Origin of the sequence: Chryseobacterium cucumeris (assembly GCF_001593385.1) — a bacterium.
GTDB lineage: Bacteria > Bacteroidota > Bacteroidia > Flavobacteriales > Weeksellaceae > Chryseobacterium > Chryseobacterium cucumeris.
Window position 1 is genome coordinate 651,414 of the sequence record NZ_LUVZ01000001.1, and the last position, 23,126, is coordinate 674,539.

Annotated in this window: 19 protein-coding genes; 10 read left to right on the plus strand and 9 right to left on the minus strand. The window is 36.8% G+C overall.

Annotated elements, in window-relative coordinates; translation table 11 throughout:
* Positions 1–52: 52 nt before the first annotated feature.
* Together A1704_RS02920 and A1704_RS02925 are read left to right on the plus strand one after the other, a co-directional pair.
* Positions 53–1,231 (plus strand): acyl-CoA dehydrogenase family protein, encoded by a 1,179-nt coding sequence (locus tag A1704_RS02920; RefSeq protein ID WP_062670301.1) that lies wholly within the window; start codon positions 53–55, stop codon positions 1,229–1,231.
* Between the two features lie 158 nt (positions 1,232–1,389).
* Positions 1,390–3,348, plus strand: a complete 1,959-nt coding sequence (locus tag A1704_RS02925; protein ID WP_062670303.1) for a T9SS type A sorting domain-containing protein — start codon at positions 1,390–1,392, stop codon at positions 3,346–3,348.
* Between the two features lie 102 nt (positions 3,349–3,450).
* On the opposite strand, the gene A1704_RS02930 is transcribed toward A1704_RS02925, so the two are convergent.
* From A1704_RS02930 to A1704_RS02955, 6 genes are all read right to left on the minus strand, one after another.
* Positions 3,451–5,814 carry a patatin-like phospholipase family protein gene (locus A1704_RS02930; RefSeq protein ID WP_062670305.1) on the minus strand — a complete coding sequence of 788 codons (2,364 nt, stop codon included), beginning with the start codon at positions 5,812–5,814 and terminating at the stop codon, positions 3,451–3,453.
* A gap of 167 nt (positions 5,815–5,981) precedes the next feature.
* Complete coding sequence (locus tag A1704_RS02935) at positions 5,982–8,669, minus strand: PD-(D/E)XK nuclease family protein (protein WP_062670307.1); 2,688 nt, start codon at positions 8,667–8,669, stop codon at positions 5,982–5,984.
* Positions 8,666–9,202, minus strand: a complete 537-nt coding sequence (locus tag A1704_RS02940) for a DUF922 domain-containing protein (RefSeq protein ID WP_062670309.1) — start codon at positions 9,200–9,202, stop codon at positions 8,666–8,668. The genes A1704_RS02935 and A1704_RS02940 overlap by 4 nt, the downstream gene beginning before the upstream one ends.
* A complete protein-coding gene (locus tag A1704_RS02945; protein WP_062670311.1) occupies positions 9,202–9,606 on the minus strand; it encodes a hypothetical protein in 405 nt (134 codons plus the stop codon). The genes A1704_RS02940 and A1704_RS02945 overlap by 1 nt, the downstream gene beginning before the upstream one ends.
* 62 nt (positions 9,607–9,668) lie before the next feature.
* Positions 9,669–10,304 carry a 16S rRNA (guanine(527)-N(7))-methyltransferase RsmG gene (gene rsmG, locus A1704_RS02950; protein ID WP_062670312.1) on the minus strand — a complete coding sequence of 212 codons (636 nt, stop codon included), beginning with the start codon at positions 10,302–10,304 and terminating at the stop codon, positions 9,669–9,671.
* Positions 10,305–10,402: 98 nt separating this feature from the next.
* Entirely contained in the window at positions 10,403–11,740 is a 1,338-nt protein-coding gene (locus tag A1704_RS02955; RefSeq protein WP_062670315.1) for a M20/M25/M40 family metallo-hydrolase, read from the minus strand.
* Between the two features lie 314 nt (positions 11,741–12,054).
* Here A1704_RS02955 and A1704_RS02960 point away from each other — a divergent pair, with 314 nt between their 5' ends.
* From A1704_RS02960 to A1704_RS02980, 5 genes are all read left to right on the plus strand, one after another.
* Positions 12,055–13,248 (plus strand): pyridoxal phosphate-dependent aminotransferase, encoded by a 1,194-nt coding sequence (locus tag A1704_RS02960; RefSeq protein WP_062670317.1) that lies wholly within the window; start codon positions 12,055–12,057, stop codon positions 13,246–13,248.
* A gap of 33 nt (positions 13,249–13,281) precedes the next feature.
* Positions 13,282–16,221, plus strand: coding sequence for a M16 family metallopeptidase (locus tag A1704_RS02965; RefSeq protein ID WP_062670318.1), 2,940 nt, complete (start codon positions 13,282–13,284; stop codon positions 16,219–16,221).
* A 148-nt stretch (positions 16,222–16,369) separates the two neighbouring features.
* Positions 16,370–17,002, plus strand: a complete 633-nt coding sequence (locus tag A1704_RS02970; RefSeq protein ID WP_002980000.1) for a peroxiredoxin — start codon at positions 16,370–16,372, stop codon at positions 17,000–17,002.
* 125 nt (positions 17,003–17,127) lie between these two features.
* Positions 17,128–17,436 carry a thioredoxin family protein gene (locus A1704_RS02975; protein WP_062670320.1) on the plus strand — a complete coding sequence of 103 codons (309 nt, stop codon included), beginning with the start codon at positions 17,128–17,130 and terminating at the stop codon, positions 17,434–17,436.
* Complete coding sequence (locus A1704_RS02980) at positions 17,436–17,684, plus strand: DUF6952 family protein (protein ID WP_002980002.1); 249 nt, start codon at positions 17,436–17,438, stop codon at positions 17,682–17,684. Before A1704_RS02975 ends, A1704_RS02980 begins: the two co-directional genes overlap by 1 nt.
* 539 nt (positions 17,685–18,223) lie before the next feature.
* Here A1704_RS02980 and A1704_RS02985 read toward each other — a convergent pair.
* Genes A1704_RS02985 through A1704_RS02995 form a run of 3 tightly spaced genes read right to left on the minus strand, consistent with a single transcriptional unit; the run spans position 18,224 to position 20,468 of the window.
* Positions 18,224–18,913, minus strand: coding sequence for a Bax inhibitor-1/YccA family protein (locus A1704_RS02985; protein WP_062670322.1), 690 nt, complete (start codon positions 18,911–18,913; stop codon positions 18,224–18,226).
* A gap of 38 nt (positions 18,914–18,951) precedes the next feature.
* A complete protein-coding gene (locus tag A1704_RS02990) occupies positions 18,952–19,386 on the minus strand; it encodes a peptidylprolyl isomerase (RefSeq protein ID WP_228432307.1) in 435 nt (144 codons plus the stop codon).
* Positions 19,387–19,433: 47 nt separating this feature from the next.
* Positions 19,434–20,468, minus strand: coding sequence for an acyl-CoA reductase (locus tag A1704_RS02995; protein ID WP_062670326.1), 1,035 nt, complete (start codon positions 20,466–20,468; stop codon positions 19,434–19,436).
* A gap of 59 nt (positions 20,469–20,527) precedes the next feature.
* On the opposite strand from A1704_RS02995, the gene A1704_RS03000 reads away from it, so the two are divergent.
* The 3 genes from A1704_RS03000 (at position 20,528) to A1704_RS03010 (ending at position 23,124) form a co-directional block, all read left to right on the plus strand.
* Positions 20,528–20,878 (plus strand): 4Fe-4S binding protein, encoded by a 351-nt coding sequence (locus A1704_RS03000; protein WP_034698512.1) that lies wholly within the window; start codon positions 20,528–20,530, stop codon positions 20,876–20,878.
* Between the two features lie 108 nt (positions 20,879–20,986).
* Positions 20,987–22,051 carry a 3-phosphoserine/phosphohydroxythreonine transaminase gene (gene serC / locus A1704_RS03005; RefSeq protein ID WP_062670328.1) on the plus strand — a complete coding sequence of 355 codons (1,065 nt, stop codon included), beginning with the start codon at positions 20,987–20,989 and terminating at the stop codon, positions 22,049–22,051.
* 107 nt (positions 22,052–22,158) lie between these two features.
* On the plus strand, positions 22,159–23,124 hold the full coding sequence (locus A1704_RS03010) for a D-2-hydroxyacid dehydrogenase (RefSeq protein WP_062670330.1): 966 nt from the start codon (positions 22,159–22,161) through the stop codon (positions 23,122–23,124).
* Positions 23,125–23,126: the final 2 nt, after the last annotated feature.

The following is a 23,126-nucleotide window of genomic DNA, read 5'->3' on the forward strand; positions in this document are numbered from 1 at the left end:
AAAATTTTCTAGACATCACGAAAAATGTTACTTTTAACCAAATCAAAAAATCATGTCATATTATCCTCTTACAAGCATCCCTGATTATTATGGAATTGATGCTTTACTTACTGAAGAACATAAACTCATCCGCCAATCCGTAAGAGACTGGGTTGAAAGTTTTGTAATGCCGCAGATAGATCAGGCCGCTCAAAATCATGCAGATATTCCTAATCTTATGAGAGAATTGGGTAAAATCGGAGCGCTGGGACCTTATATCCCTGTTGAGTATGGCGGTTCAGGATTAGACCAGATTTCTTATGGTCTGATTATGCAGGAGTTGGAAAGAGGAGATTCTGCAGTACGTTCTGCTGCTTCGGTACAGAGTTCATTGGTGATGTTCCCTATCAACGAATTCGGTTCTGAGGAACAGAAAAAGAAATATCTTCCTAAACTTGCTGCCGGAGAAATGATTGGTTCTTTTGGATTGACAGAGCCAAACCACGGTTCTGATCCAGGTTCAATGGAAACTTATTTTAAAGATATGGGTGATCATTATCTTTTAAATGGTGCTAAAATGTGGATCACGAACTCTCCTTTATGCGACATCGCTGTAGTATGGGCAAAAAATGAGGAAGGAAAAGTACAGGGATTAATTGTGGAAAGAGGTATGGAAGGTTTTACCACTCCTGAAACTCACAATAAATGGAGCTTAAGAGCTTCCAAAACCGGAGAACTGGTATTTAATGATGTAAAGGTTCCGAAAGAAAACCTGCTTCCTGGAGTAACAGGACTGAAAGGACCTCTATCTTGTCTGAACTCTGCAAGATATGGAATTTCCTGGGGAGTAATAGGTGCTGCGATTGACTGTTACTGTACTGCAGTTCAATATTCCAAAGAAAGAAAACAGTTTGGAAAACCAATCGGTTCTTATCAGCTTCAGCAGAAAAAATTAGCTGAATTCTTAACAGAGATTACAAAAGCTCAGTTATTATGTCTTCAGTTAGGAAATCTTAAAAATGCTCACAAAGCAACTCCTGCTCAGATCTCTATGGCTAAACGTAACAATGTACATATGGCTATTGAAATAGCCAGAGAATCCAGACAGATCCTTGGAGGTATGGGAATCATGGGTGAATTCCCAATGATGAGACATGCTGCAAATCTTGAGTCTGTAATTACTTACGAAGGAACGCATGATGTTCATTTACTGATCACCGGATTGGATATTACAGGAATCAACGCTTTCTAAAAAAGATAAAAATATAAATAGAGAGTCTGGCCAATGGTCAGACTCTTTTGTTTACTCACTTTGCAGGGATCTTATATTCAATGAATAATTGTTGATATCATAAAGTTTTTGTGATTTTATTAAAATTATTACTTTAATACCACACAAAAACAAACAATATGAGAAAAATTACAACTTTTTTATTAAGTCTTACCGCATCATTTTACTTTGCACAGCAGGCTGGTGATGTTGTAAGTGCCGAGCAGAAACTGGATTTAACACCACAAGGAGTTATCAATTTTATCGCCAATAATCTTGGTGATCAGAATGCTCCGGAATTTGCCAACTATCTGAACAGTTTCAATCTTGGACTGAAAGGTTACAAAATTACCTATTACACCAAAAATGAAAACAATGTTCTTGTAAAAGCTACAGGACTATTGATGTACCCTAACGTACCTTTCAAACTCTCAACAGTAGTATCCGATCACGGAACAACAGACAGTAGAAATAATGTTCCGTCTAATTTCAAAGGGGCTTTAACAGCAGGATTTGTTGTTGAATTATCCTATGTACTCAACGGATATATTTTGATGGCGCCCGACTACGTAGGGATGGGAACTGGAGATGGTACTCACCCTTATGTAGATTACGCCACAGAAGCGGGTGCTACCATAGATTTTATAACCGCAGCGAATAAAGTACTGGCACAACTCAATATTAAACGTTATGACGAATATTTCTTAGCCGGATATTCTCAGGGCGCCCATGCTGCGATGTCTACATTAAAAAGATTAAGCATTTCAAATCCCAATAATATAAAATTCAAATATGCCTACATGGGTGACGGACCGTATGATTTCTCAGGAGTAACTTTAAATAAGGGAGTCCTTGAAAAAGATATTTATCCGTTCACCTCATTCCTGGCGAATGTACTTCATACCTGTAACAATACAGGTTATAAAACCTATAATAATGACATTTCAGAAGTTATTTCTGCAGAATACCTCGATAAATACAACTATCATGTTGTTCAGGATAACGGCGGACTTTTGTGGGGGCCTGTTATATGGAGAAAGCTCTTCACCACCAGTTTCGTCAATGATGTTACCAACAATCCCAATAACAAGCTAAGGCTATGCATGAAACCTAAGGATGTATACGACTGGTATAATAAAACGCCTATGACATTGGGGCATTCAACTGTCGATCTAGCGATTCCGCCTGAAAATACTTCTAAAACTATTGATGTTCAGCGTGGCTATTATCCATGGTGGGATCTTAATAAGTATAAACTGGATTCTTTTTACTGGGGACCACTGGGACATGTGGGAGGAATTCTTCCTTTTACACTAGCTTCCAATGCGAAATTCAATACCCTGAGAAGCGGCGGCCTTCTTAATGAATGGGCGATTGCAGGATCAATTTTCGGTAAACAATCAGCAGAAAAAACATCTGAAAAACCTTCCCTTCTGTCTTCACAGATCAAACCGGATCTGGGCAATATGCAACTGGTAGAAATTACAGATTTCAATAAAGAAAAAGCCCAGAGCAGGACAGCCAGCAATCAAAATTTATCAACTTTAAAAGATGGAGTTTATTTATTGAAAGTATCAGAAAACAATGAAAATAAAATAATTCCATACATCAAAAACACACCTCAGGAAGTTACCGAAAACGAAATTGTACAATCTGTGAATGCATCCATTTTGCAATTAAAAGTAGATCAGGAGGAACTTACTGCTGTACATATTTTTGATGAAAATAAAACCATGATCAAAAGTATTTCCCAAAAACAGTATCGGGAAACCGGAGGAATCAATATTCATGATCTGGAAAGCAAAAACTATACGTTTGAAGTTGTTACTCCTTACTACAATCTTCAGTTCAGTAAAGCGGTGGGAGGAACAATATCATCAGAAAATAACACTGATATCTATACGCAGAGACAACAAATTGTAGCTAAATCCGGCAATGATATTAAAAACATCAGCGTTTATAACATTTCCGGCGCTCTGATTATTCAGCAGGAAGTAAACAAACCGTTGTTTGAATCCCGAAATCTTGAACCGGGTGTATATCTCGTACAAATCACCCTTTCTAATGGAAAAACCATTAATAAGAAAGTAAAACTGTAAAAACAATCACTCTTCATATCTCATTTCAAGTTAATTTTGGCACTTCAGCAATGAAGTGCTTTTTGCTTCGATCATTTAAAAGCATTATAAAGGAGTATATCCTTAAAACTTAAACCCGACACTAAAATAGATCCTTGAAAAATCAAGCTGACTGTTTCTGGAAATATTCATGCTGATAGGACCGATAAGGGATTCGTAGCCCAGGTTCAATCCGTACCCAAACATATCAAAACTGTCATTAAAAGGAGAAAACTCTTCACTCACCTTTCCATAGCTGAATGAAGGAGTAAGATAGAGTTTTTTCATAATTCTGTACTGGAATGACACAGCAGCCTTAGCCACAGAAGTCATCGGAAGTTCTTTTTGACGAAGCCCGTTGAATTCAGGGCTTAGCAGATCATAATTATATTCACTCCCACCCAGGTTATACTTTTGATTCAAAAACAAATACGGAACTTTATCTTCTTTCTTGGAACCGAAACTCGTTCCTAGAAACACATTCGCTTTTACTGTCAGTCTTCTTGTGATGGGATAGAAAAAGTTCTCATTCAATGTAAATGAAACAAGGTTTTTAGGCTCAGAATAGTAAGATTCTTTCGGGTTAAGGATCAGATACAGGAGAGGCTGCACAGTGTTCAGATCATAAAGCTCATACCGATCTCCGTAATAAAATCTCGTACTCACCTGCAGATGATTCCCTTTTGTAGTGAAATATCTTTTATTGAGATTATTCTGTTCAAATTTCAGGAAAGTATTGAAATTGCTGTGATTATAGAGCTTTTTACTGTAATTATCTACTTTCGACTGATCCACCTTATCCAGTAAACTGTACATTCTTTCCGTACTGAATTCCGTTCCCAGAGATAGATAAGCATTAGGATTGATGTTATAATTCAGTGCAATTTTTCCGGTTATATTACGGTACATATGGTTAGGAAAACGGTCACCGCCATCTTCACTGATATCATACAGTCTGAAGTTCAGATCATTACTTTTCAGGTGAACCATCTTGGCTTCCAGATCCAACCATAAACGTTCTCCACTATCCAGGAACTGCTGGTAAGCAAGTTTAGCTTTGAAACGTTCCGAAATATCCACTGTTGCCAGAAATCTTGATCGGTTGAGAAGAATATTTCTGTATGTATAATTGACAATAATTCCTACGGACTGTTCCGTATCATAGTGCAGCGCGAGTTTAAATGCCCCTTTTTTCGCTCTTTTCACAAATACGTTCATCACAAGACCATCATTTACATTCGTGTAGGTATAGTACACTTTAACGTACTGGCGCATTCCAAATACACGGTCTATGGCTTCATTAACCGTTTTTGCATCGTAATACTTCCCTTCCGTAAGTCCCATCTGCTTTTTCAGTACTTCAATTTCAGCCGCATCTGTAATGGGTGTTCCGTCTTCTTCGTTAAAAGTAAATTTAGTGGTAGGCAGTTTCACTTCTTCAATCATCGTATGTTCATACGTAATTCCGGCTTTTCGCTGAGCTTCTGCCAGAGCTACAAACTCAGGAAGATGTTTTCTCGCTTCAGTCTCTCCTATTTTTATGATCCTTCTGAATTTGGCAAAATCTTTCGTTGTAATTTCTCCCAGTGGATCTACAAAGTCGACCAGAATATCTGATAATTCTTTCTGATGTTTAAAATCTTCTACAGAGCGGATGGCATGAGTCTGATAGATCATCTTCATCGGATTTTCAATCTCTTTTTTCGTAAAAAGTCTGAATCCGGTGTAGCCTCCGATCACAAAACCGGCACCCATCTCACGAACTTCATTGGCCGGATAATTACGATCCAGACCGCCATCAACCAAAAGTTTTCCATCAATATAAACAGGAGCAAAAGCGGCAGGAATAGCCAGCGTAGATCGAATAGCCAGTGGTAATGATCCTTCTTTCTGCATCACCAGACCTCCGTTTTCAATATCGGAAGATGTAAGCTGCACAGGAATCCTCAGTTTACTGAAATCGTTGATATGCTTTGCGTTGAAAGTAAGCGTATTAAGAACTTCTCCCATGTACTGCCCTTCAATATAAGAACTTGGAAGTGTGGGAAATCCTTTGACTACCGGAAATTCAAGGATATACTTATCATATTCGTCTTTTTCACTGATATTGACTTTATTGTAAGGAATTTTATTACTCAGAATTCTGTTCCAGTCCATTTTATAAATGGTATGCTTCAACTGGTCTGCATTATATCCCATTGCATATAAGCCTCCCAGAATCCCTCCCATACTGGTTCCTGTGATATAATCGACTTTGATTCCCAATGAATCGATCATTTTTAAAATCCCGATATGGGCAAATCCTTTTGCACCGCCGCCACTGAGCGCAAGGCCAAACTTAGTATCTTTGGTTACATTCTGAAGCGCAATATTCAGGGAATCATTCTTTTGCTGAGATTTGATAATGAGAGAAAAAGCAATGGCTAAAAATATCAGGATCTTTTTCATTGGTACTGCTTAATGTATCTGATTTAAACTTTATAAGTTTTTAATAAGTAGTAAAGATACACAAAAAGTTACCTGCTTTATCACAACATTTCGTGAAGTAAACGATTCTAAGCCAGCTTATTTATTAAGAATAAACAGAGAGAAAAAATATACTAAGACTAAAATTTTTAATATGTTTTTATCGTTTCCACGAAATTGATATCCGGATTTAGGATTTCCAGGATAAGGCTTTTCACAGATTTCATGGCATCATCAATATTTCCTTTATCAAACTGCAGGGCAACCATTCCCTTTTTAGCATCTGCAAAACTCCAGATTCCGGTTTCAATCGGGAAACCCCAAAACTCAGGAAGGTGCTGTACCACGTAATGATAAATACAAAGCTGAAGGGCCTGCTTCCTGTCGCTGTTATGAAAATATTCATCTACGTTATCCTGATCAATCTTTACAGTAAGATTTTTAGTCCTGGCGGTTTTATAATCAATAATTCTCAGAGTACCGTTCAGTTTATCAATCCGGTCAATGAATCCAAAAAAAGAAATTTTATCATTTCCATCAAGAGGAAAATCGATGTTTTCAAACCTTCTTTCGATATCAATAATCTCCAGTTTATTACCTTGCTTTATGAGTTCAAGATCATGATTCAGCACATTTTCAATGACCTTTTTAGCAATGGCCTTATGGATATAATTCATCCCTTTTTCATAAAATTCCGGCTGGTGCTTCAGTTTTTCAATAGCAATATTTATATATTCATCTACTGCTTTAACTGAATTCTTTAAATCACTTTCTTTTAAAACCTTACCCTTTAACACCTCATACACTTCTTGAAGTGAATAATGAACCAGATTTCCGTAATTTTTTATCGATAGTTCTTCTTCAATTTCATCCGTTTCCGAAGTATTTAAAATCTTGGAAAGGTAGAAATCAATCGGATTGTAAAGATAACTCGTCAGGTGGGAAGCAGATACTTTTTCCTTCCATTTTTGAAGACGTTCCTGTACAATTTGTGTCTTGGAAATTTCTATCGGTTTGGTGGCAATAGGTTCAGAGGAATTTTCAATAATGAGATGTTCGATCTCATGAGAACTTTCCATTTCGATCTGTGTAATGAAACGGCTCTTCTCTCCGGTATTGACTCCGGAACTTAAAGCATTGTATAGTAAATGTACATTCTTCGCATCCTGAATCAGTCTGTAAAAGTGATAGGCATAAATGCTGTCATTTTCAAGAAAAGTATGAAGATCGAAGAACCTTCGGATATCAAAAGGAATATAGGTATTCTGAGAGTTTCCAAGGGGAAGTTTTCCTTCGTTGACGGAAAGCAGAATAACGTTTTCAAAGTTCAGGAGACGCGTTTCCAGTAATCCCATGATCTGAAGTCCTCTCAGAGGTTCTCCCTGAAAATCGATACTTTCAGAATTGATATGCTGGTTGATCAAGATTTCCAGTGTTTCCATTTTGATCTCAATATTGTAAGGAGTCAGCTGGTTTTTGATGATTCTGAATGCATTTTCAAAGTGAGAGACATTTTCATACTGAATATCGTCTATTTCAAGCCATTTTACCTGCTGGCAGAACTCAATAAGCATATCCAGATAACCGTTGGTTCCTGTTGCTTTTTGAAGAAGTCCATAATAAGACAGCCCGCTTAGCAGTTCATGTAAAAGTTTCCTGGAAATATAAACAATATTCCGTTCTTCTATTTTGGCTTTAAAATCATTGATAATCTGTTCATCTTCTACAGATTTTGGCAGTTCTTCCAAAATGGGGAAAACATCTCTGTAATAATAAGACAGTTTATTTTTTTCCAATTGTTTCTGCAGATAGAAAAGACGTTTCACTGCATTGGAGAAAGATAAGTTTTTCAACGGGAATCCCATTGTAATATTCAAATTATCAACACCATGCATTACATCAAGACTGGCCGGAAGAAGATTTTCATCCAGCAGTACTACTGCTGTATTGGAGTAGGTTTTATTATTGATCTCTTTAAAGATTTCAGGCAATACTTTGGTCTGGGTTACATTCCCGGACACTTCGTATACCTTAATTTTTTTAGGTTGGTTAAAATCGTCTTCTATCCACTGAAAAGATCTGTTATCATCAAATTCTTTCCAGGTTTTATGATTTCTCAGAAATTTTCCTGCTTCCTGTCTCTCGTCATCGAAATAATAACGGTCAGCCTGAAAGAAACACTGCGCTTTATTCCATTGCAAAAGGCTTCTTACAAGCTTTTCTTCTACCGGAGTAAAGGCATTGAAGCCGCAAAAAACAAATTCTTCTTTGGTATTTTTTGCAAAGTCGGCAATCCTGGCTTTAGCCGCCTCATGAATCATTCCGGAAGTAGCCCAGTTTCTCTCCTGCAGTCTCTCCTTTAAAACAGGGAGAAAAACGTTCATATTCTGCCAGAAATTAAGAAACTTCTTTCTCGGGACATCATCATCCTCTCCAAGATCCTGAGCCCATTCTTTAATCCTTTCCTCATCAAACATATACTGCAGAACTGCCTGATCGCTATCTGAGAATTTGAGAATATCATCCCAATCCTTCTGTAAGGTGGGAAACCATTTCAGAAAATCGGAAAAATCATCTCTGGGAATAAGATTCAGGCTTCGGTACACATCAAAAGAGAAAAGCCACAACGGAATCCCCTGAATAGTCTGATGATCTGCTATTTTATTGATGAGTTCCTCAATCGTAAAAAAATTGGGAAGAAACCCTGAATAGTTATTTTCCTCCAGAATTTGTATGATAAACACAATGGGACGTTTTCCGGGCAGAATGATATTAAACGCAGAAAGGTCAGTGTTTTGTGCCAGCAGTTCGTGGATGATCTTATTGAGGAATTTCAAAGGGTTTTATAGCTTTTTAAGTTATCTAGTTGTTCAGAAATCAACTGATTATATTCGGTTTGTTTTTCTTTATCAATTCCATGACGGGTTTCGCCGTCATAGGACATCTGGAAGTTTTTATAATCAATAGCGATTCCGTCATAAATGGCTTTGAAATATTTATTATAATCTCCAGAATTTTTAATTTTTTCAGCAACAGCCTTTCTGAATTTTCTCACAAATAATTCTGCAATATCAAAATGCTTTTGCTCATGAAGAAGAATATAATCATCCATTCTTTTGACATCTTTCCAGGATTTATCCTCATGAAAAAGGGTTTTGATGGTAATCGTAACCGGAGCCTTCGGATCAGAAGATTTTTCAGAATAAAACTCCCAGCCACAATGGGTATATGCTGCTACATCAGGATTCTTTTTCTTGCTAACCGGGCTTTTAAAGTTATCCCATGTTAATTTTTTACCTTCTTCCCAGATAATTTTCTGTCCGGTTACAGCTTGCGCTGCTAATAAACATAGTACAAAAGTCAATCTCATTATTCCACTACAATTGTTTTTGTGATCCAGTTATTTCCTCCATTCCAGAATTTAAAAGTATAATTACCTTTTCTTTGAGGACTGAAATTGATTTGATTCGCTCCAACGTAATTCCCTTGTGTACAAGGTCCGTTGGTAATATATTTATAGGAAGTCACCGTTCTTTCCAGATTGGTATTGTAAACATAATCATATCCATAAAAACCCTCACAATGAGATGGATAAGTGGAATATGTTTTGATGCTCTGTATTCCAAAAACATCCATGGTATCATTGACAATTTTTACGCTGTCTATTTTAATTTTACCGATAGATTCAATGGTTTGATAATTATCATCATCACACGAAACCAGAAGCACGCCTAAAACGAATACTGAAAATCCAATATTTAAAAGTTTTTTCATAACCTTTACTTTTCTGATTATTAACAAATGTTAGCAAAAATTATTCCTTATTCACATCAAAATCAGGAATTAAAATTACCTTTTGATACATAAACTACTTTTTTAGTATCAAAAAATTCTTCATCAAAATAGTGTTTAAGATTGAAAATTTCACATTTAAGTCCGGCAAGCTCTTCAGCAAGATCACCGCCTTTCAAATATAAAATTCCGTTATGTTTAGGGTTAAACTGTTCTTTTTCAAATTTCCCCTTCAGCCATCTTAAAAATTCCGGCATTTGGGTTACTGCTCTGCTGACTACAAAATGGAATTTTTCTTTCAGCTTCTCTGCTCTTCCATGAATAGCGGTAACATTAGTTAATCCAACTCCGTCTGCCACAGCCTGTACTACACTGATTTTCTTCCCAATAGAATCAATCAGGGTAAATTCTACTTCAGGAAAAAGAATCGCCAAAGGAATTCCTGGAAAACCACCTCCGGTTCCGATATCCAAAACTTTGGTTCCTGGTGCAAATTCCATCACTTTTGCAATCCCCAACGAGTGCAGAATGTGCTTTTCATATAGGGATTCCATATCTTTTCTGGAAATTACATTGATCTTTTCATTCCATTCATTGTACAGATTTTCCAATTTGGAGAACTGTTCTTTCTGTTTTTCAGTAAGATCCGGGAAATATTTTAATAGTAACGATGCAGACATGTGAATTATTATAAACCGCAAAAATAAGTTTTATTTCTCTTGTATTCAAATCTACTTTTCCTGATCCTGCTGCAAACTCAGCTTTTCAGCAAAATTCATCACTTTGCAATTCCTGGTATAACAGGAACACTCAGGTTTCCTGAAGAGCTCACGCTCTGTACCGCAAAAATATAATTGTCTTTCGAAAGTGGAATCTTCATAGAAAGTTCAGTGGTGAATATTTTTTTCTGCCATACCGGATTGTGTGTTTCTCTTGCCAGCACATAATATCCTGTGGGGATTCCAAATTTTGGTTTTTCCCAATGTAAAGTTGTTGAATTTGTCAGCTCTTTCACATCCATTTCAACTTTCTCCGGTTTCGAGGTAGACTTTGCAAGGCTTGCCAATACGGCAACATTGGCTGCGACATTCTTTTTCAGATATTTGAAATCTATAAACTCTGGAAGATCACCATACTGCTTATTGTTTTCAATTCTTATGTCCTGATGCTGATGATCGTAGTTTTCGTAATATTCCGTCAGTCTTACAGAGGGGAATCCGTTATTCACAAAGCTGGTATGATCTCCTCCACGCAAAAATCTGTCATTCCTATAGATCAGTTTAATTTCCAATCCTTTCACATATTGTTCTGTAATTTCTTTGATATAACGAGCCAACTGTCTGGATTCACTATCATTTTCAAAACCCATATTTCTGATTGCCATTGCTTTTTTATCCAGATCTTTGTAAGGCAGACCTTCGCTGAATACACGAAGGATACGGGTATTGATCTCTCCTGTTTCTCCTGCTTTGGGATTACCGATCATATCATTATTCAAAACAGCTTCCAGTTGCCCATTTTCTCTTTTAATTTTCTCAGCTAATTGCTTTGAACCTAACAAAGATTGTTCTTCTCCTGAAAAAGCCACAAAAATGATAGATGCCGGAAATGAAGATTTGCTCAGTATTCTTGCAGATTCTATCACAGCACTTACTCCACTGCCGTCATCATTGGCACCAGGCGCTTTGGAAGTTCTGTTCATCACATCAGTAACTCTTGAATCAAGATGCCCTCCGATCAGGAAAATTCTCTTATCATTCGGATCTGTTCCTTTCAGAAAGGCAACAGCATTTCCAAGGTTTACTATTTTATCAACTCGCTTTCCATCCGGCTGAATATCTTCCTGCTGTAGATACACCTCCATTCTTCCATCTGAATTTTTAGCATAATCATTGAATTTCCTGATCACCCAGTTCCTTGCCGCACCTATTCCCTTCTTTGGATCATCGATCGAACTCAAGGTATGCCGGGTTTCAAAGCTTACCAACTTTCCGATATATGATTTTAATGAATCTTCATTCACCTGCGAGACATATTTTTTCACTTCATCATCTTTTGAATATCTCTGCGAGAAAACACTACAGGAAATCAGTAATAAAAAAACGGAATATTTCATAGGACAGATCTTAGGTTGTTAAAGATACAAAACCCTACGCTGCAAAATCATTCCTTATGAGAATTTATTTTAATCTCTTTCAATAGGACTAGTACCCAGTTTTAGCATTTTCCCACTTTGAATATCTTCTTCCTGGAATTAAGTTTTTTTACTAAAATTAAGATTAAAATCAGTCTCACACATCAAAAGAAAAGATTTTTATAACCTAACAGAAGATTTGACTAAAACCTGACAAAAATCTTTAAAGTACCCTTACTTTTATTACCGCCACAACACGTTTTTATTATATATTTGTTAAAATTCAAAAAAATACAATGGATAAACTTTCAGATAGAGTAAAAAGATTAGGATACTCCCAGACATTTGTCATGTCAAACAAAGCCAGAGAAATGAAAGCCAGCGGAATAGATGTGATCAGTTTAACTCTTGGTGAGCCGGATTTCGATGTTCCGGACAATATCAAACAGGCAGCATTCGATGCCATCAATCAAAATTACAGCCACTATTCTCCTGTTCCGGGATTTCTGGAACTGCGTGAGGCTATTGCATATAAATTAAAAAGAGATAATAATCTGGAATACAAACCTACCCAGATTTGTGTTTCCAATGGAGCTAAGCAGGCTATTATCAATGTTTTGGCTGCTATCATCAATGATGGTGATGAAGTTCTGCTTCCTGCACCTTACTGGGTAAGCTATGATGAAATGGTAAAAATGATGGGCGGAAATTCCGTAATGCTTCCTACATCTTATGTTACCGATTTCAAAGTGACTGCAGAACAACTTGAAGAAGCTATCACAGAGAAAACCAAAGCTGTACTTTTCAGTTCGCCATGTAATCCGTCAGGTGGATATTATACTTATGACGAATTAAAATCGATTGCCAAAGTAATTGCCAAATATCCTCAGATAACGATAATTTCTGACGAGATTTACGAATATATCAATTATGAAACGAATACCACTTCAATTGCTCAGTTTCCGGAAGTATATGAACAGACAGCTGTAATCAATGGGATGTCAAAAGCATTTGCTATGACCGGATGGAGAATCGGGTATTCTGCATGTCCGGAATGGCTGGCAAAAGCTTGTGAAAAAGTACAGGGACAGATGACCAGCGGTGCTAATACGGTAGCACAAAGAGCTTCTATTGTTGCGCTGAAAGCAGATCCTTCCGAATACAGATACATGATTGACGCTTTCAAAAAAAGAAGAGATCTTGTCTATGAACTGATCAAAGAAATCCCGGGATTCAAAGTGGTTCTTCCAAAGGCTGCCTTCTATTTCTTCCCGGATATTTCGTACTATATTGGAAAAACCCTTGATGGAACAGAAATTAAAAACTCGGACGACTTTGCCATGTTCATCCTAGAAAATGCTCATGTTGGATGTGTAGGCGGATTCTCTTTTGGAAGTCCTGAATGTATCAGATTCTCTTATGCTGCTTCTGAGGAGGAATTAAGAGAGGCTATGAAACGTATTAAAAACTTATTGGAAAAATTCAATTAACAAATTAATAACCCAAAATAAAACACGACAGCAATGAATCTGTTAAAAAAACTAACCATCGCTACAAGTATTGCCGCTGCAAGTTTCGCAGGATATGCTTTTGGCCAGGATTTCCAATGGAAAGAAGCGACTTCCAATGGCTACAAGTACAAATACGTGACCAACGACCCTACTTCTGCAAGGTATTACACTTTGAAAAATGGTTTAACGGTTATTTTGAGTCCTACCAATAAAGATCCGAGAATACAAACGTATATTGCAACAAAAGCAGGAAGCAAAACTGATCCTGCAGACCACACAGGTCTTGCTCATTATCTTGAGCATATGCTTTTCAAAGGGACAAATCAGTTTGGATCTAAAGACTGGGCAAAAGAAAAACCTCTTTTAGATCAGATTGACGCTCTTTACGAAAAGTACAACCAGACCAAGGATGAAGCCAAAAGAAAAGAAATCTACAAAGAAATTGACAGGGTTTCCGGAGAGGCTGCAAAATTTGCAATCGCAAATGAATACGATAAAATGATGGCTGGTATGGGAGCTGACGGCACCAATGCCTTCACTTCTTTTGAACAAACGGTGTACACGGAAGATGTACCTGCGAATGTTCTTGACAAATTCCTTGCTGTACAGGCAGAAAGATTCAGAGAACCGGTTCTAAGACTTTTCCATACTGAGCTTGAAGCAGTATATGAAGAAAAAAACAGATCTCTTGATGATGACGGAGATAAAGTTTTTGATACAATGTTTGCCAACCTTTTCCCTAACAACAATTACGGAAAGCAAACCACCATCGGAACCATTGAACACCTGAAAAACCCTTCTCTGCATGCGATCAGAGATTATTATAACAATTATTATGTGCCTAATAACATGGGAATCATCATGTCCGGAGATTTTAATCCGGATGAGGTGATTGCAAAAATTGACAAGGCTTTCTCTTATATGAAGCCTAAAGCAATCCCTGAATATAAAGTTGGACAGGAAAAACCGATCACTGCTCCGATTGTAAAAGAAGTGGTAGGACCGAATCCTGAAAACGTAATGCTTGGTTTCAGATTTCCTGGAGCTTCTACCAAAGATGCCAGAATGCTGAATCTTGTTGGAAACATGCTTACTAATGGACAAGCAGGATTGATCGATCTTGATCTGGTAAAAAAACAGAAACTACTGGGAGCTTATGCCGGAGCCTATGCTTTGAAAGATTATTCCGTTTTACTTTTACAGGGAAAACCTACTGAAGGACAGTCTCTGGATGAAGTAAAGAATCTTCTTCTTCAGGAAATTGATAAACTGAGAAAGGGCGAGTTTTCTGACGACCTTATCCAGTCTATCGTCAACAACGAGAAGAAAGGTATTATTCAGAAGGATGAAAAATATTCTTCAAGAGCCAGCATCCTGATGGATGAATTCACTTCTGAGGTTGATCACAAAGCATCGCTTGAGTATGTTGATGAGATTTCAAAACTGACGAAAAAAGATATCATGGATTTTGTGTCCAAATATCTTCAGAACAATAACTACGTTGCTGTTTACAAAAGAAAAGGTGAAGACAAGAGTATTGTAAAAGTTGACAAACCAACCATTACACCGGTTTCCGTTAACAGAGAAGACCAGTCTCCTTTCCTTAAGAAGATTGATGAAATGCCTGAAAACCCTATCGCTCCGGTATGGTTGAATTATGACAAAGACATCGCTAAAAACAAATTAGCTGATGTAGAGGTACTTTCTGTAAAAAATACTGATAATGCTTTATTCAGAATGTATTATCACTTTGATTCAGGAAAATGGAACAACAAAATCCTTCCATTGGCCGCGGAATATCTTCAGTATTTAGGAACGAAAGACAAGTCTTCTGAAGTCATCAGTAAAGAATTCTACAAACTTGCCTCAAGCTTCAATGTGAGTGCAGGAAACGAGGAAACTTACGTATCACTGGAAGGTTTAAATGAAAACTTTGATAAAACCATTTCTTTATTAGAAGATTTAATCAAAAACTGTCAGGCAGACCAGGCTGCTCTTGATGCTTACAAAGTTAGGTTGAAGAAAGCCAGAGCGAACGCAAAACAGAATAAAGGAGTAATTATGGCCGGATTAAGAAGCTATGCACAATACGGACCTCAAAACCCTTTCAACAATGTATTAAGCGATGCTGAACTTGATGCATTAAAAGCAGAAGACTTAATTAATGTTCTTCATGAACTGTTCAATTTCAAGCACAAAGTACTGTATTACGGTCCAAAATCAGGAAATGATGTGGTAGCAGCTTTGAAACCTGTCCACAAACTTCCTGCCACCCTGAAAGATCTTCCTAAGTCTAAAACTTTTGCGCAGATCCCGACAGACAAGAACAAAGTATTGTTTGCTCATTATGATATGGTACAGGCAGAAGTATTCTGGGTAAGAAATTCTGACCCATACAATGCATCCACTACTCCAACGGTAAGCTTATTCAACAACTATTTCGGAGGCGGAATGGGATCTATTGTATTCCAGACGATCAGAGAATCAAAAGCTCTTGCTTATTCTACCTATTCTTATTTTGCACTTCCAAGTAAGAAGACAGACAAAGATATGGTGATGGCGTATGTAGGAACGCAGGCAGACAAATTCAATGAGTCTACAACGGCTATGAATGAGCTTCTGACTACCCTTCCAAAGTCTGAGCAGTTATTCGAAACAGCGAAAAGTGGATTGAAAAAATCAATCGCTTCTGAAAGAATTACTCAGGATGGAATCATCTTCTCTTATCTGAAATCTCAAAAGCTTGGAAACAACTTTGATATGAGAAAAAATGTTTACGAACAGGCACCCAAACTGTCTTTGACAGACATCAACTCATTCCATGATAAGGAAATGAAAAATAAGAACTACACCTACTGCCTTGTCGCTTCCCAAGACAAAGTGAATGAGGCCGATATGCAGAAATTAGGCGAAGTAAAAAAACTTAATTTAACTGAAATATTTGGTTATTAAAATAAACAAAAAGCCCTGATATCAGGGCTTTTTTATTTAACAACACGCCAAAAACAATTATAGATTTTATTTATCAACTTTAGTTTGTTCGATAGATGAATCTTTCATATATTTGCATTAGAAATTTAAATATAAAAACAGAAAAATTATGTCTTTAGTAGGAAAAAAATTCCCAAACTTAACAATTGACGCAATGTCTGAAATGGGTGACGATTTAAGAATCAACATCCTTGATGAAGCAGTAAACAACCAGCAAAAAGTTCTTTTATTCTGGTATCCTAAAGATTTCACTTTCGTATGCCCTACTGAACTTCACGCTTTCCAGGAGGCGTTAGGTGAATTCGAAAAAAGAAACACTAAAGTAATCGGTGCATCTTGTGATACTAACGAAGTACACTTCGCTTGGTTGAACACACCAAAAGATAACGGAGGAATTGAAGGAGTAACTTACCCACTTTTAGCTGATACTCACAGACAATTGGCTAACACTTTGGGAATTGTTGATCAGGACTTCGAATATGATGAAGATGGAAATGAAGTTTTCACAGGTTCTAACGTAACTTACAGAGCAACTTACCTTATCGACGAAACCGGAAAAATTTTCCACGAAGCGGTAAACGATATGCCTTTGGGAAGAAACGTAAAAGAATTCTTAAGATTAATCGACGCTTACACTCACGTACAGAAACATGGCGAAGTATGCCCTGCAAACTGGGAAGAAGGAAAAGAAGCTATGAAAGCTGACAGAACTTCTACAGCAGAATACTTAGCAAAAAATTAATATCTTAATTTAAATATAACAATGTAACAATCTAACAGTATAACAATTTGAAAAGTCATTTCTTGAATTGTTAGATTGGTCAATTTTTTAGATTGTTACATTGTTTATTTTTTAAAAATAAACTTATGTACACAGAATTAACCGAAGATACATTACAGAATATAGTTAACGAAAACGAAAAAGTAGTGGTTCAATATGGCGCAACATGGTGCGGAAACTGCAGAATCATGAAGCCGAAATTCAAAAAATTAGCATCTGAAAATGACTCTATTCCATTTTTATATGTAGATGCTGAAAAGCTTCCTGAAAGCAGAAAATTAGCAAAAGTAGACAACTTACCTACTTTCGCCATCTTTAAAAACGGAGAACTGGTGAACCAGGTTCAGTCTAACCAGGCAGAAAGTTTAATTAATCTTTTTAATGAATTAGCATAATGAAATTACCCGTAATCAGACAGTTTTATCAAAATCAGACTCCTGAAAACCTTGAAAAAACATTAGAAGTACTGGAAAGTTTCTGCGAGTTCAGAGGAACAAGTGAAGAAGATCTGAATGTTGCAGGAGAATTGATTACCAACATCTGCGGAGCGCTGGAAGTTCACGCTAATGTACAAAACGGAATGAGCGAGAAAGATGCTTTAAACTCGTTTGCTCAGAAGGTTTTAGGATCAATTGACAAATAACTTCTTTCGATTATTTTTAATCTAAAGACTTTAAAAACACAAACTATACAATACCTGAGGTTCTCCTCATTACTATACTTTTTTCTATTCTTTAGAATTTTTTTTCAACTGTAAAATGTACTTCAGAGGACTTTAACCGGTCACATGAGGCTGAAAGTTGCATCAATATTGTAAAGAATAACCAATTAAAATCCCGGTGATATTTTTCATCAGGATTTTTTGGGTTTTGGTTTAAAACACGAATAACACGAGCGATTCCACAAATAACACAAATAAATATACGCAAGCATCCGTGTTAATCTGTGGCATCTGTGGGCAAAAATATATTTAAATATTATTATAAGTTTCGGCTGAAGCCGTTGGAAAAGATTTATTTAAAGTAAAACGGGCTAAAGCTCATTCCTATTGATATTATTAAATTGTGTTTATTCGTGAAAACATTTGTGAACTTTGTGTTTAAATTTTGTGTTTAAATACAAAAAGAAATCCCGATGAAAAATCACCGGGACTATATTTTTAAAGCTAGGACAACTTATCAATTAGTTTCTTCTGCTCATCAGAATACTTAAGATATACCAGAATAAAAGCATAATCGAAGCAAAAAGCTGCAATGCTGCACCTACATACTGATTCGTTCCATAGGAATCTTTTAATTTGCTTGTCTGATATAGAATGGTAGCTGACGCTAAAATCACCATTCCAACAGAAAACCACAACCCAAGATTAAATCCGAAGATCATCCCTCCTACAATTAATCCAATGGAAATAAATCCACCGATTATAATGATATTTCTTAAGAAAGAAAAATCTCTTTTAGAAGTGAATGCTACTGCAGAAATACCTGCAAACATAGCAACAGTTAACGTCGCAGCCTGGAAGATCACATTCGCTCCACCTTCAATATTAGTAGCAATAAATAGCAGAGGCATAAAGATAATGGCTTCCAGCAGAATGTAAAATCCTAACCCTAAATATTGGGTAGATTTACTCTGTGAAAGAGACCATTTAGAAGCCATAACAGACGCTAACCAGAAAACTCCGATAATCAGCAGCCAGATGTATCTCTGACCAAACATCATAAATATAATTTCCTTCGGAACCGTTTTTAGTAATATCGTTTCAACTCCAATAAATGCAAGAATCGATAAAGCAACATGCAAATAGGTCTTCTTGTAAAAATTCGCCTTCTCCACATCCGAAGAATGAGCGACTAAAACATCTGTCATCATAGTTAATATTTTTTTGTTAATCGAAAATAAATTAAGTCTTATTTTGAAGGCAATACTCCAAGAATTTTTCCGTCATCCTCAAATACAGCGGTAATAACTTCCCTGGAAGATTCTCCTGCATATTTGTATTTAATACTCGGGTGATTGATTCCGTCCATTGTTTTATAATATCCGGCCTTTAAGACTTCAAGTTTTTTGTTGGGATCAATACCGTCTTTGACTTTCTTAAGCACATCATCCGTCACAATTTCCTTTACCTTCTCAGAAATCAATCCATCAATAGCCGTACGGTCTGAAGCCTGTAAAGCAACAATGAACTTCTGGAAGTTATCATTATACAAACTGACCTTTTCCTTACTTATAGTGGCCTGCACTTCCTTTTCAGGACTGTTTCCAACCTTTGCACCTGTTACTTTCTGTGCAAAAACCAGCTGTCCGCCCACAAGAGCAAGTCCCAGCAATAATTTTTTCATAGTATTCATTTTTGTTCTGGTGAAATAAGTGATGGAAGATACGAAAATCAGACCAGTTCTAAAAATTTCATTGTATCTACGTTATCTGCATAGGTATCCAGACCCGGATTTTGAGCTTCACCAAACGGAATAGCATTCAGTTCCAGCTCTCCTTTCGCCACTACACACTGAATATTTTCTTCATTTTCTGCAATAAAGCTTTTCACATCATCCAAGGATTCATATCTGCTGAAGTTGATTACAGAAAGCGGACTGAAAAGCTTATCATCCTCTTTCAGCATTACAAAATTATTATCCCAGAATTTATCCTGATTTAAAAGATAAACCGCTCTGTTATAATCATAATTGTTGGCATATTTGTTATGATTGATAATATCCTGGAATCCTAAGAAGTTCTCAAACAGCCTGTCAATCACAAAATCCTGCGGAATAAAAATTCTCGTTACATTTCTGCATCCCAATCCAAAATACTGGAAAATATCTTTCGCCAGAAGCTGCAGTTCTTCATCCGTTTCATCTCCCTTCAACACCGCCACAGAAGTTCTGTTCTTACGGATAATATTTAAATGATTTTTAAAATAATATTCCAGATATCTTGCTGTATTATTACTTCCGGTAGCAATAACGGCATCAAAATTCTCTAATTTTTCAACAAATTCAAAAACTACATTTTCATTGGAAAATTCATTCCACTTCTTTAATAAAAATGGAATCATATACTTATCCTTTGAAGACAGCTTAATGACAGGGATGTGATTGCTTAAAACAACAGACATTACATCATGAAACCCTACCAAAGGGATATTTCCGGCTAAAATGAGTCCCACTCTTTTAGAAATTTTAGAGATTGAATAATTTCCAAGCCAGTTTTTGATATTTTCTTCAGTCAGAAGATCTGTCCATTGCTGTAAAGCAAATTTCTGATTATCAATGGTAAACCACGGATTCTCTATTTCAGATCTTTTTAACAATAATTCGATATCAGCATCATCTTCATTGTGATCTTCCTGTTTCTTAGCTAAAAACGCTTTTATATAACTACTTAATTTAATAAGTCCTAAAACTTGATTTTCGGTATTCATAATTACTTTAAAATTGGGTAAAATTTTGTAATTTTGTGCAAATTTAAAAAAAATTAGCGATGGCTATTAAAATAACTGATGAATGCATTAACTGCGGGGCTTGCGAACCGGAATGTCCAAATAATGCAATATATGAAGGAGCTGTAGATTGGAAAGCTTCTGACGGTACGGCTCTTCAAGGTACGATTACGATGCCGTCGGGACTTACTGTAGATGCCAATTCACCGCAGGAACCTGTAAGTGATGATGTATACTTTATTGTAACAGACAAATGTACAGAGTGTAAAGGATTCCATGAAGAACCTCAGTGTGCAGCGGTATGCCCTGTAGACTGCTGTGTGCCTGATGAAGATCATGTAGAGTCTGAAGAAGCTCTTCTTAATAAAAAAGCATTCTTACACGGCGAATAAAAAATTCCGTCTCATCATCTGTGAGGCGGTTTTTTTAACCCAAAATCCAATTAAATCAAAATAAAGCAGAAGGATATCCAAGTCCCGAAGCACCCAAAAAATAAAAATATGAACAAAAAACACAATTTCAGCGCAGGACCATGTATTTTACCACAAGAGGTATTTGAAAAATCAGCACAGGCTATCCTTGACTTTAACGGTATTGGATTGTCTCTCCTTGAAATTTCTCACAGAAGCAAGGATTTCGTTGCGGTAATGGACGAAGCGCGTGCCATTGTAAAAAGATTGATGAATCTTGGTGATGATTATGAAGTACTTTATTTAGGAGGTGGTGCCAGCCTGCAGTTTGCAATGGTTCCTTACAACCTGATGAAAGTAGGAGGAAAAGCAGCTTACCTGGATACAGGAACATGGGCAGCCGGAGCTATTAAAGAAGCAAAAAAAGTAGGAACAGTGGATGTAGTAGGTTCTTCAAAAGAAGAAAACTATTCTTTTATTCCTAAAGATTATACGGTAGGTGCAGAATACGATTATTTCCACTGTACTTCCAACAATACCATTTATGGAACTCAAATGAAATCTTTCCCTCAAGTGGATACACTGATGGTATGTGATATGAGTTCTGATATTTTCTCAAGACAACTGGATTTCTCTAAATTTGACCTTATCTATGCCGGAGCTCAGAAAAATATGGGACCTGCCGGAGTTACTCTGGTGGTTATCAAAAAAGAAATTCTTGGTAAAACAGGAAGAGAAAACATGTTCTCTATCCTGGATTATTCTCAGCACATTGCTAAAGAATCTATGTACAATACTCCACCGGTATTCCCTGTATACGCTTCTTTACTTACCCTTCAGTACCTTGAAAGAAACGGAGGAATTGCTGCTGCAGAACAAAGAAACGAAGCTAAAGCCAAACTTTTATATGATGAAATCGACAACAATCCGTTATTCGAAACTTTCTGCGTAAAAGAAGACCGTTCACTCATGAATGTTTCCTTCAAAATTACAGACGAAAGCAAGAAAGAAGAATTTGACAATGCATGGAAAGCAGCAGGGATCAGCGGGTTAAACGGACACAGAAGCCTGGGCGGATACAGAGCTAGTTTATACAATGCCTTACCTATCGAAAGTGTACAGGTTTTGGTGGATGTAATGAAGTCAATAAAATAGCTTATATTAGGCGACCGAAAAATAGAAGGATATCAGACAAAGGATGTCAGATAACAGACCTCAAAATCTAACTTCTGACATCTTCAATCTAACATCATAAATAACTCATGAAAGTTTTAGCAAACGACGGAATTTCAAAAGCAGGAGAAAATACTCTAAAAGAAGCCGGAATTGAAATTCTGGACAATAGAGTGGCGCAGGATCACGTTATTAATTTTATCAACGATAATAATGTGGACGTTCTTCTGGTAAGAAGTGCAACGAAAGTAAGACAAGATCTGATCGATGCATGCCCGGGCCTTAAGATTATCGGAAGAGGCGGTATCGGAATGGACAATATTGATGTAGAATATGCCAAAAGTAAAGGCATCAAAGTAATCAATACACCTACAGCATCTTCAAAATCAGTGGCAGAACTGGTTTTTGGCCACTTTATTTCACTGGCGAGATTCCTTCACGAGTCCAACAGACTGATGCCATTGGAAGGAGAAACTCATTTCAACGCCATGAAAAAGTCATTCAGTAATGCGTATGAACTTTCAGGAAAAACATTAGGAGTAATCGGCTTTGGAAGCATTGGCCAGGAAGTTATAAAAATAGGAATTGCTTTAGGAATGAAAGTAACCGTTCTGACAAGAAGCCCGAAAACAGAAGTTCTTACACTGAACTTCTTCAACGGACAGTCTGTGAACTTTGAAATCACTTCCACCAATGATACGGATGCATTCCTTAAAGATGCAGATTTCATCAGTATCAATACGCCGAAAACGAATGAGTATATTATAGACACCCCTCAGTTTGAAAAAATGAAAGATGGAGTCTATATTGTAAATACTGCAAGAGGAGGTGTCATCAACGAAGTGACCCTTATCGATTTTATCGAGTCAGGAAAAGTAGCCGGAGCGGCACTGGATGTTTTTGAAAACGAACCCAACCCGGAACTGCCTTTACTGATGAACCCCGCATTATCACTTTCCCCTCACGTAGGTGGCAGTACGGTGGATGCGCAAGAGAAAATCGGTATCGAACTTGCAGAACAAATTATTAAGCTACAAAAAGAAACTATAAGATAAAT

What these genes read in the sequence shown, in the direction of transcription:
- A1704_RS02980 (WP_002980002.1), top strand. Translation starts at nt 17,436, where the DNA reads ATGAAATTACCCGTAATCAGACAGTTTTATCAAAATCAGACTCCTGAA.
- serC (WP_062670328.1), top strand. Translation starts at nt 20,987, where the DNA reads ATGAACAAAAAACACAATTTCAGCGCAGGACCATGTATTTTACCACAA.
- A1704_RS02990 (WP_228432307.1), bottom strand. Translation starts at nt 19,386, where the DNA reads ATGAAAAAATTATTGCTGGGACTTGCTCTTGTGGGCGGACAGCTGGTT.
- A1704_RS02940 (WP_062670309.1), bottom strand. Translation starts at nt 9,202, where the DNA reads ATGAGATTGACTTTTGTACTATGTTTATTAGCAGCGCAAGCTGTAACC.
- A1704_RS02930 (WP_062670305.1), bottom strand. Translation starts at nt 5,814, where the DNA reads ATGAAAAAGATCCTGATATTTTTAGCCATTGCTTTTTCTCTCATTATC.
- A1704_RS02965 (WP_062670318.1), top strand. Translation starts at nt 13,282, where the DNA reads ATGAATCTGTTAAAAAAACTAACCATCGCTACAAGTATTGCCGCTGCA.
- rsmG (WP_062670312.1), bottom strand. Translation starts at nt 10,304, where the DNA reads ATGTCTGCATCGTTACTATTAAAATATTTCCCGGATCTTACTGAAAAA.
- A1704_RS02985 (WP_062670322.1), bottom strand. Translation starts at nt 18,913, where the DNA reads ATGATGACAGATGTTTTAGTCGCTCATTCTTCGGATGTGGAGAAGGCG.
- A1704_RS02960 (WP_062670317.1), top strand. Translation starts at nt 12,055, where the DNA reads ATGGATAAACTTTCAGATAGAGTAAAAAGATTAGGATACTCCCAGACA.
- A1704_RS03010 (WP_062670330.1), top strand. Translation starts at nt 22,159, where the DNA reads ATGAAAGTTTTAGCAAACGACGGAATTTCAAAAGCAGGAGAAAATACT.
- A1704_RS02920 (WP_062670301.1), top strand. Translation starts at nt 53, where the DNA reads ATGTCATATTATCCTCTTACAAGCATCCCTGATTATTATGGAATTGAT.
- A1704_RS02975 (WP_062670320.1), top strand. Translation starts at nt 17,128, where the DNA reads ATGTACACAGAATTAACCGAAGATACATTACAGAATATAGTTAACGAA.
- A1704_RS02970 (WP_002980000.1), top strand. Translation starts at nt 16,370, where the DNA reads ATGTCTTTAGTAGGAAAAAAATTCCCAAACTTAACAATTGACGCAATG.
- A1704_RS02945 (WP_062670311.1), bottom strand. Translation starts at nt 9,606, where the DNA reads ATGAAAAAACTTTTAAATATTGGATTTTCAGTATTCGTTTTAGGCGTG.
- A1704_RS02955 (WP_062670315.1), bottom strand. Translation starts at nt 11,740, where the DNA reads ATGAAATATTCCGTTTTTTTATTACTGATTTCCTGTAGTGTTTTCTCG.
- A1704_RS02995 (WP_062670326.1), bottom strand. Translation starts at nt 20,468, where the DNA reads ATGAATACCGAAAATCAAGTTTTAGGACTTATTAAATTAAGTAGTTAT.
- A1704_RS02925 (WP_062670303.1), top strand. Translation starts at nt 1,390, where the DNA reads ATGAGAAAAATTACAACTTTTTTATTAAGTCTTACCGCATCATTTTAC.
- A1704_RS03000 (WP_034698512.1), top strand. Translation starts at nt 20,528, where the DNA reads ATGGCTATTAAAATAACTGATGAATGCATTAACTGCGGGGCTTGCGAA.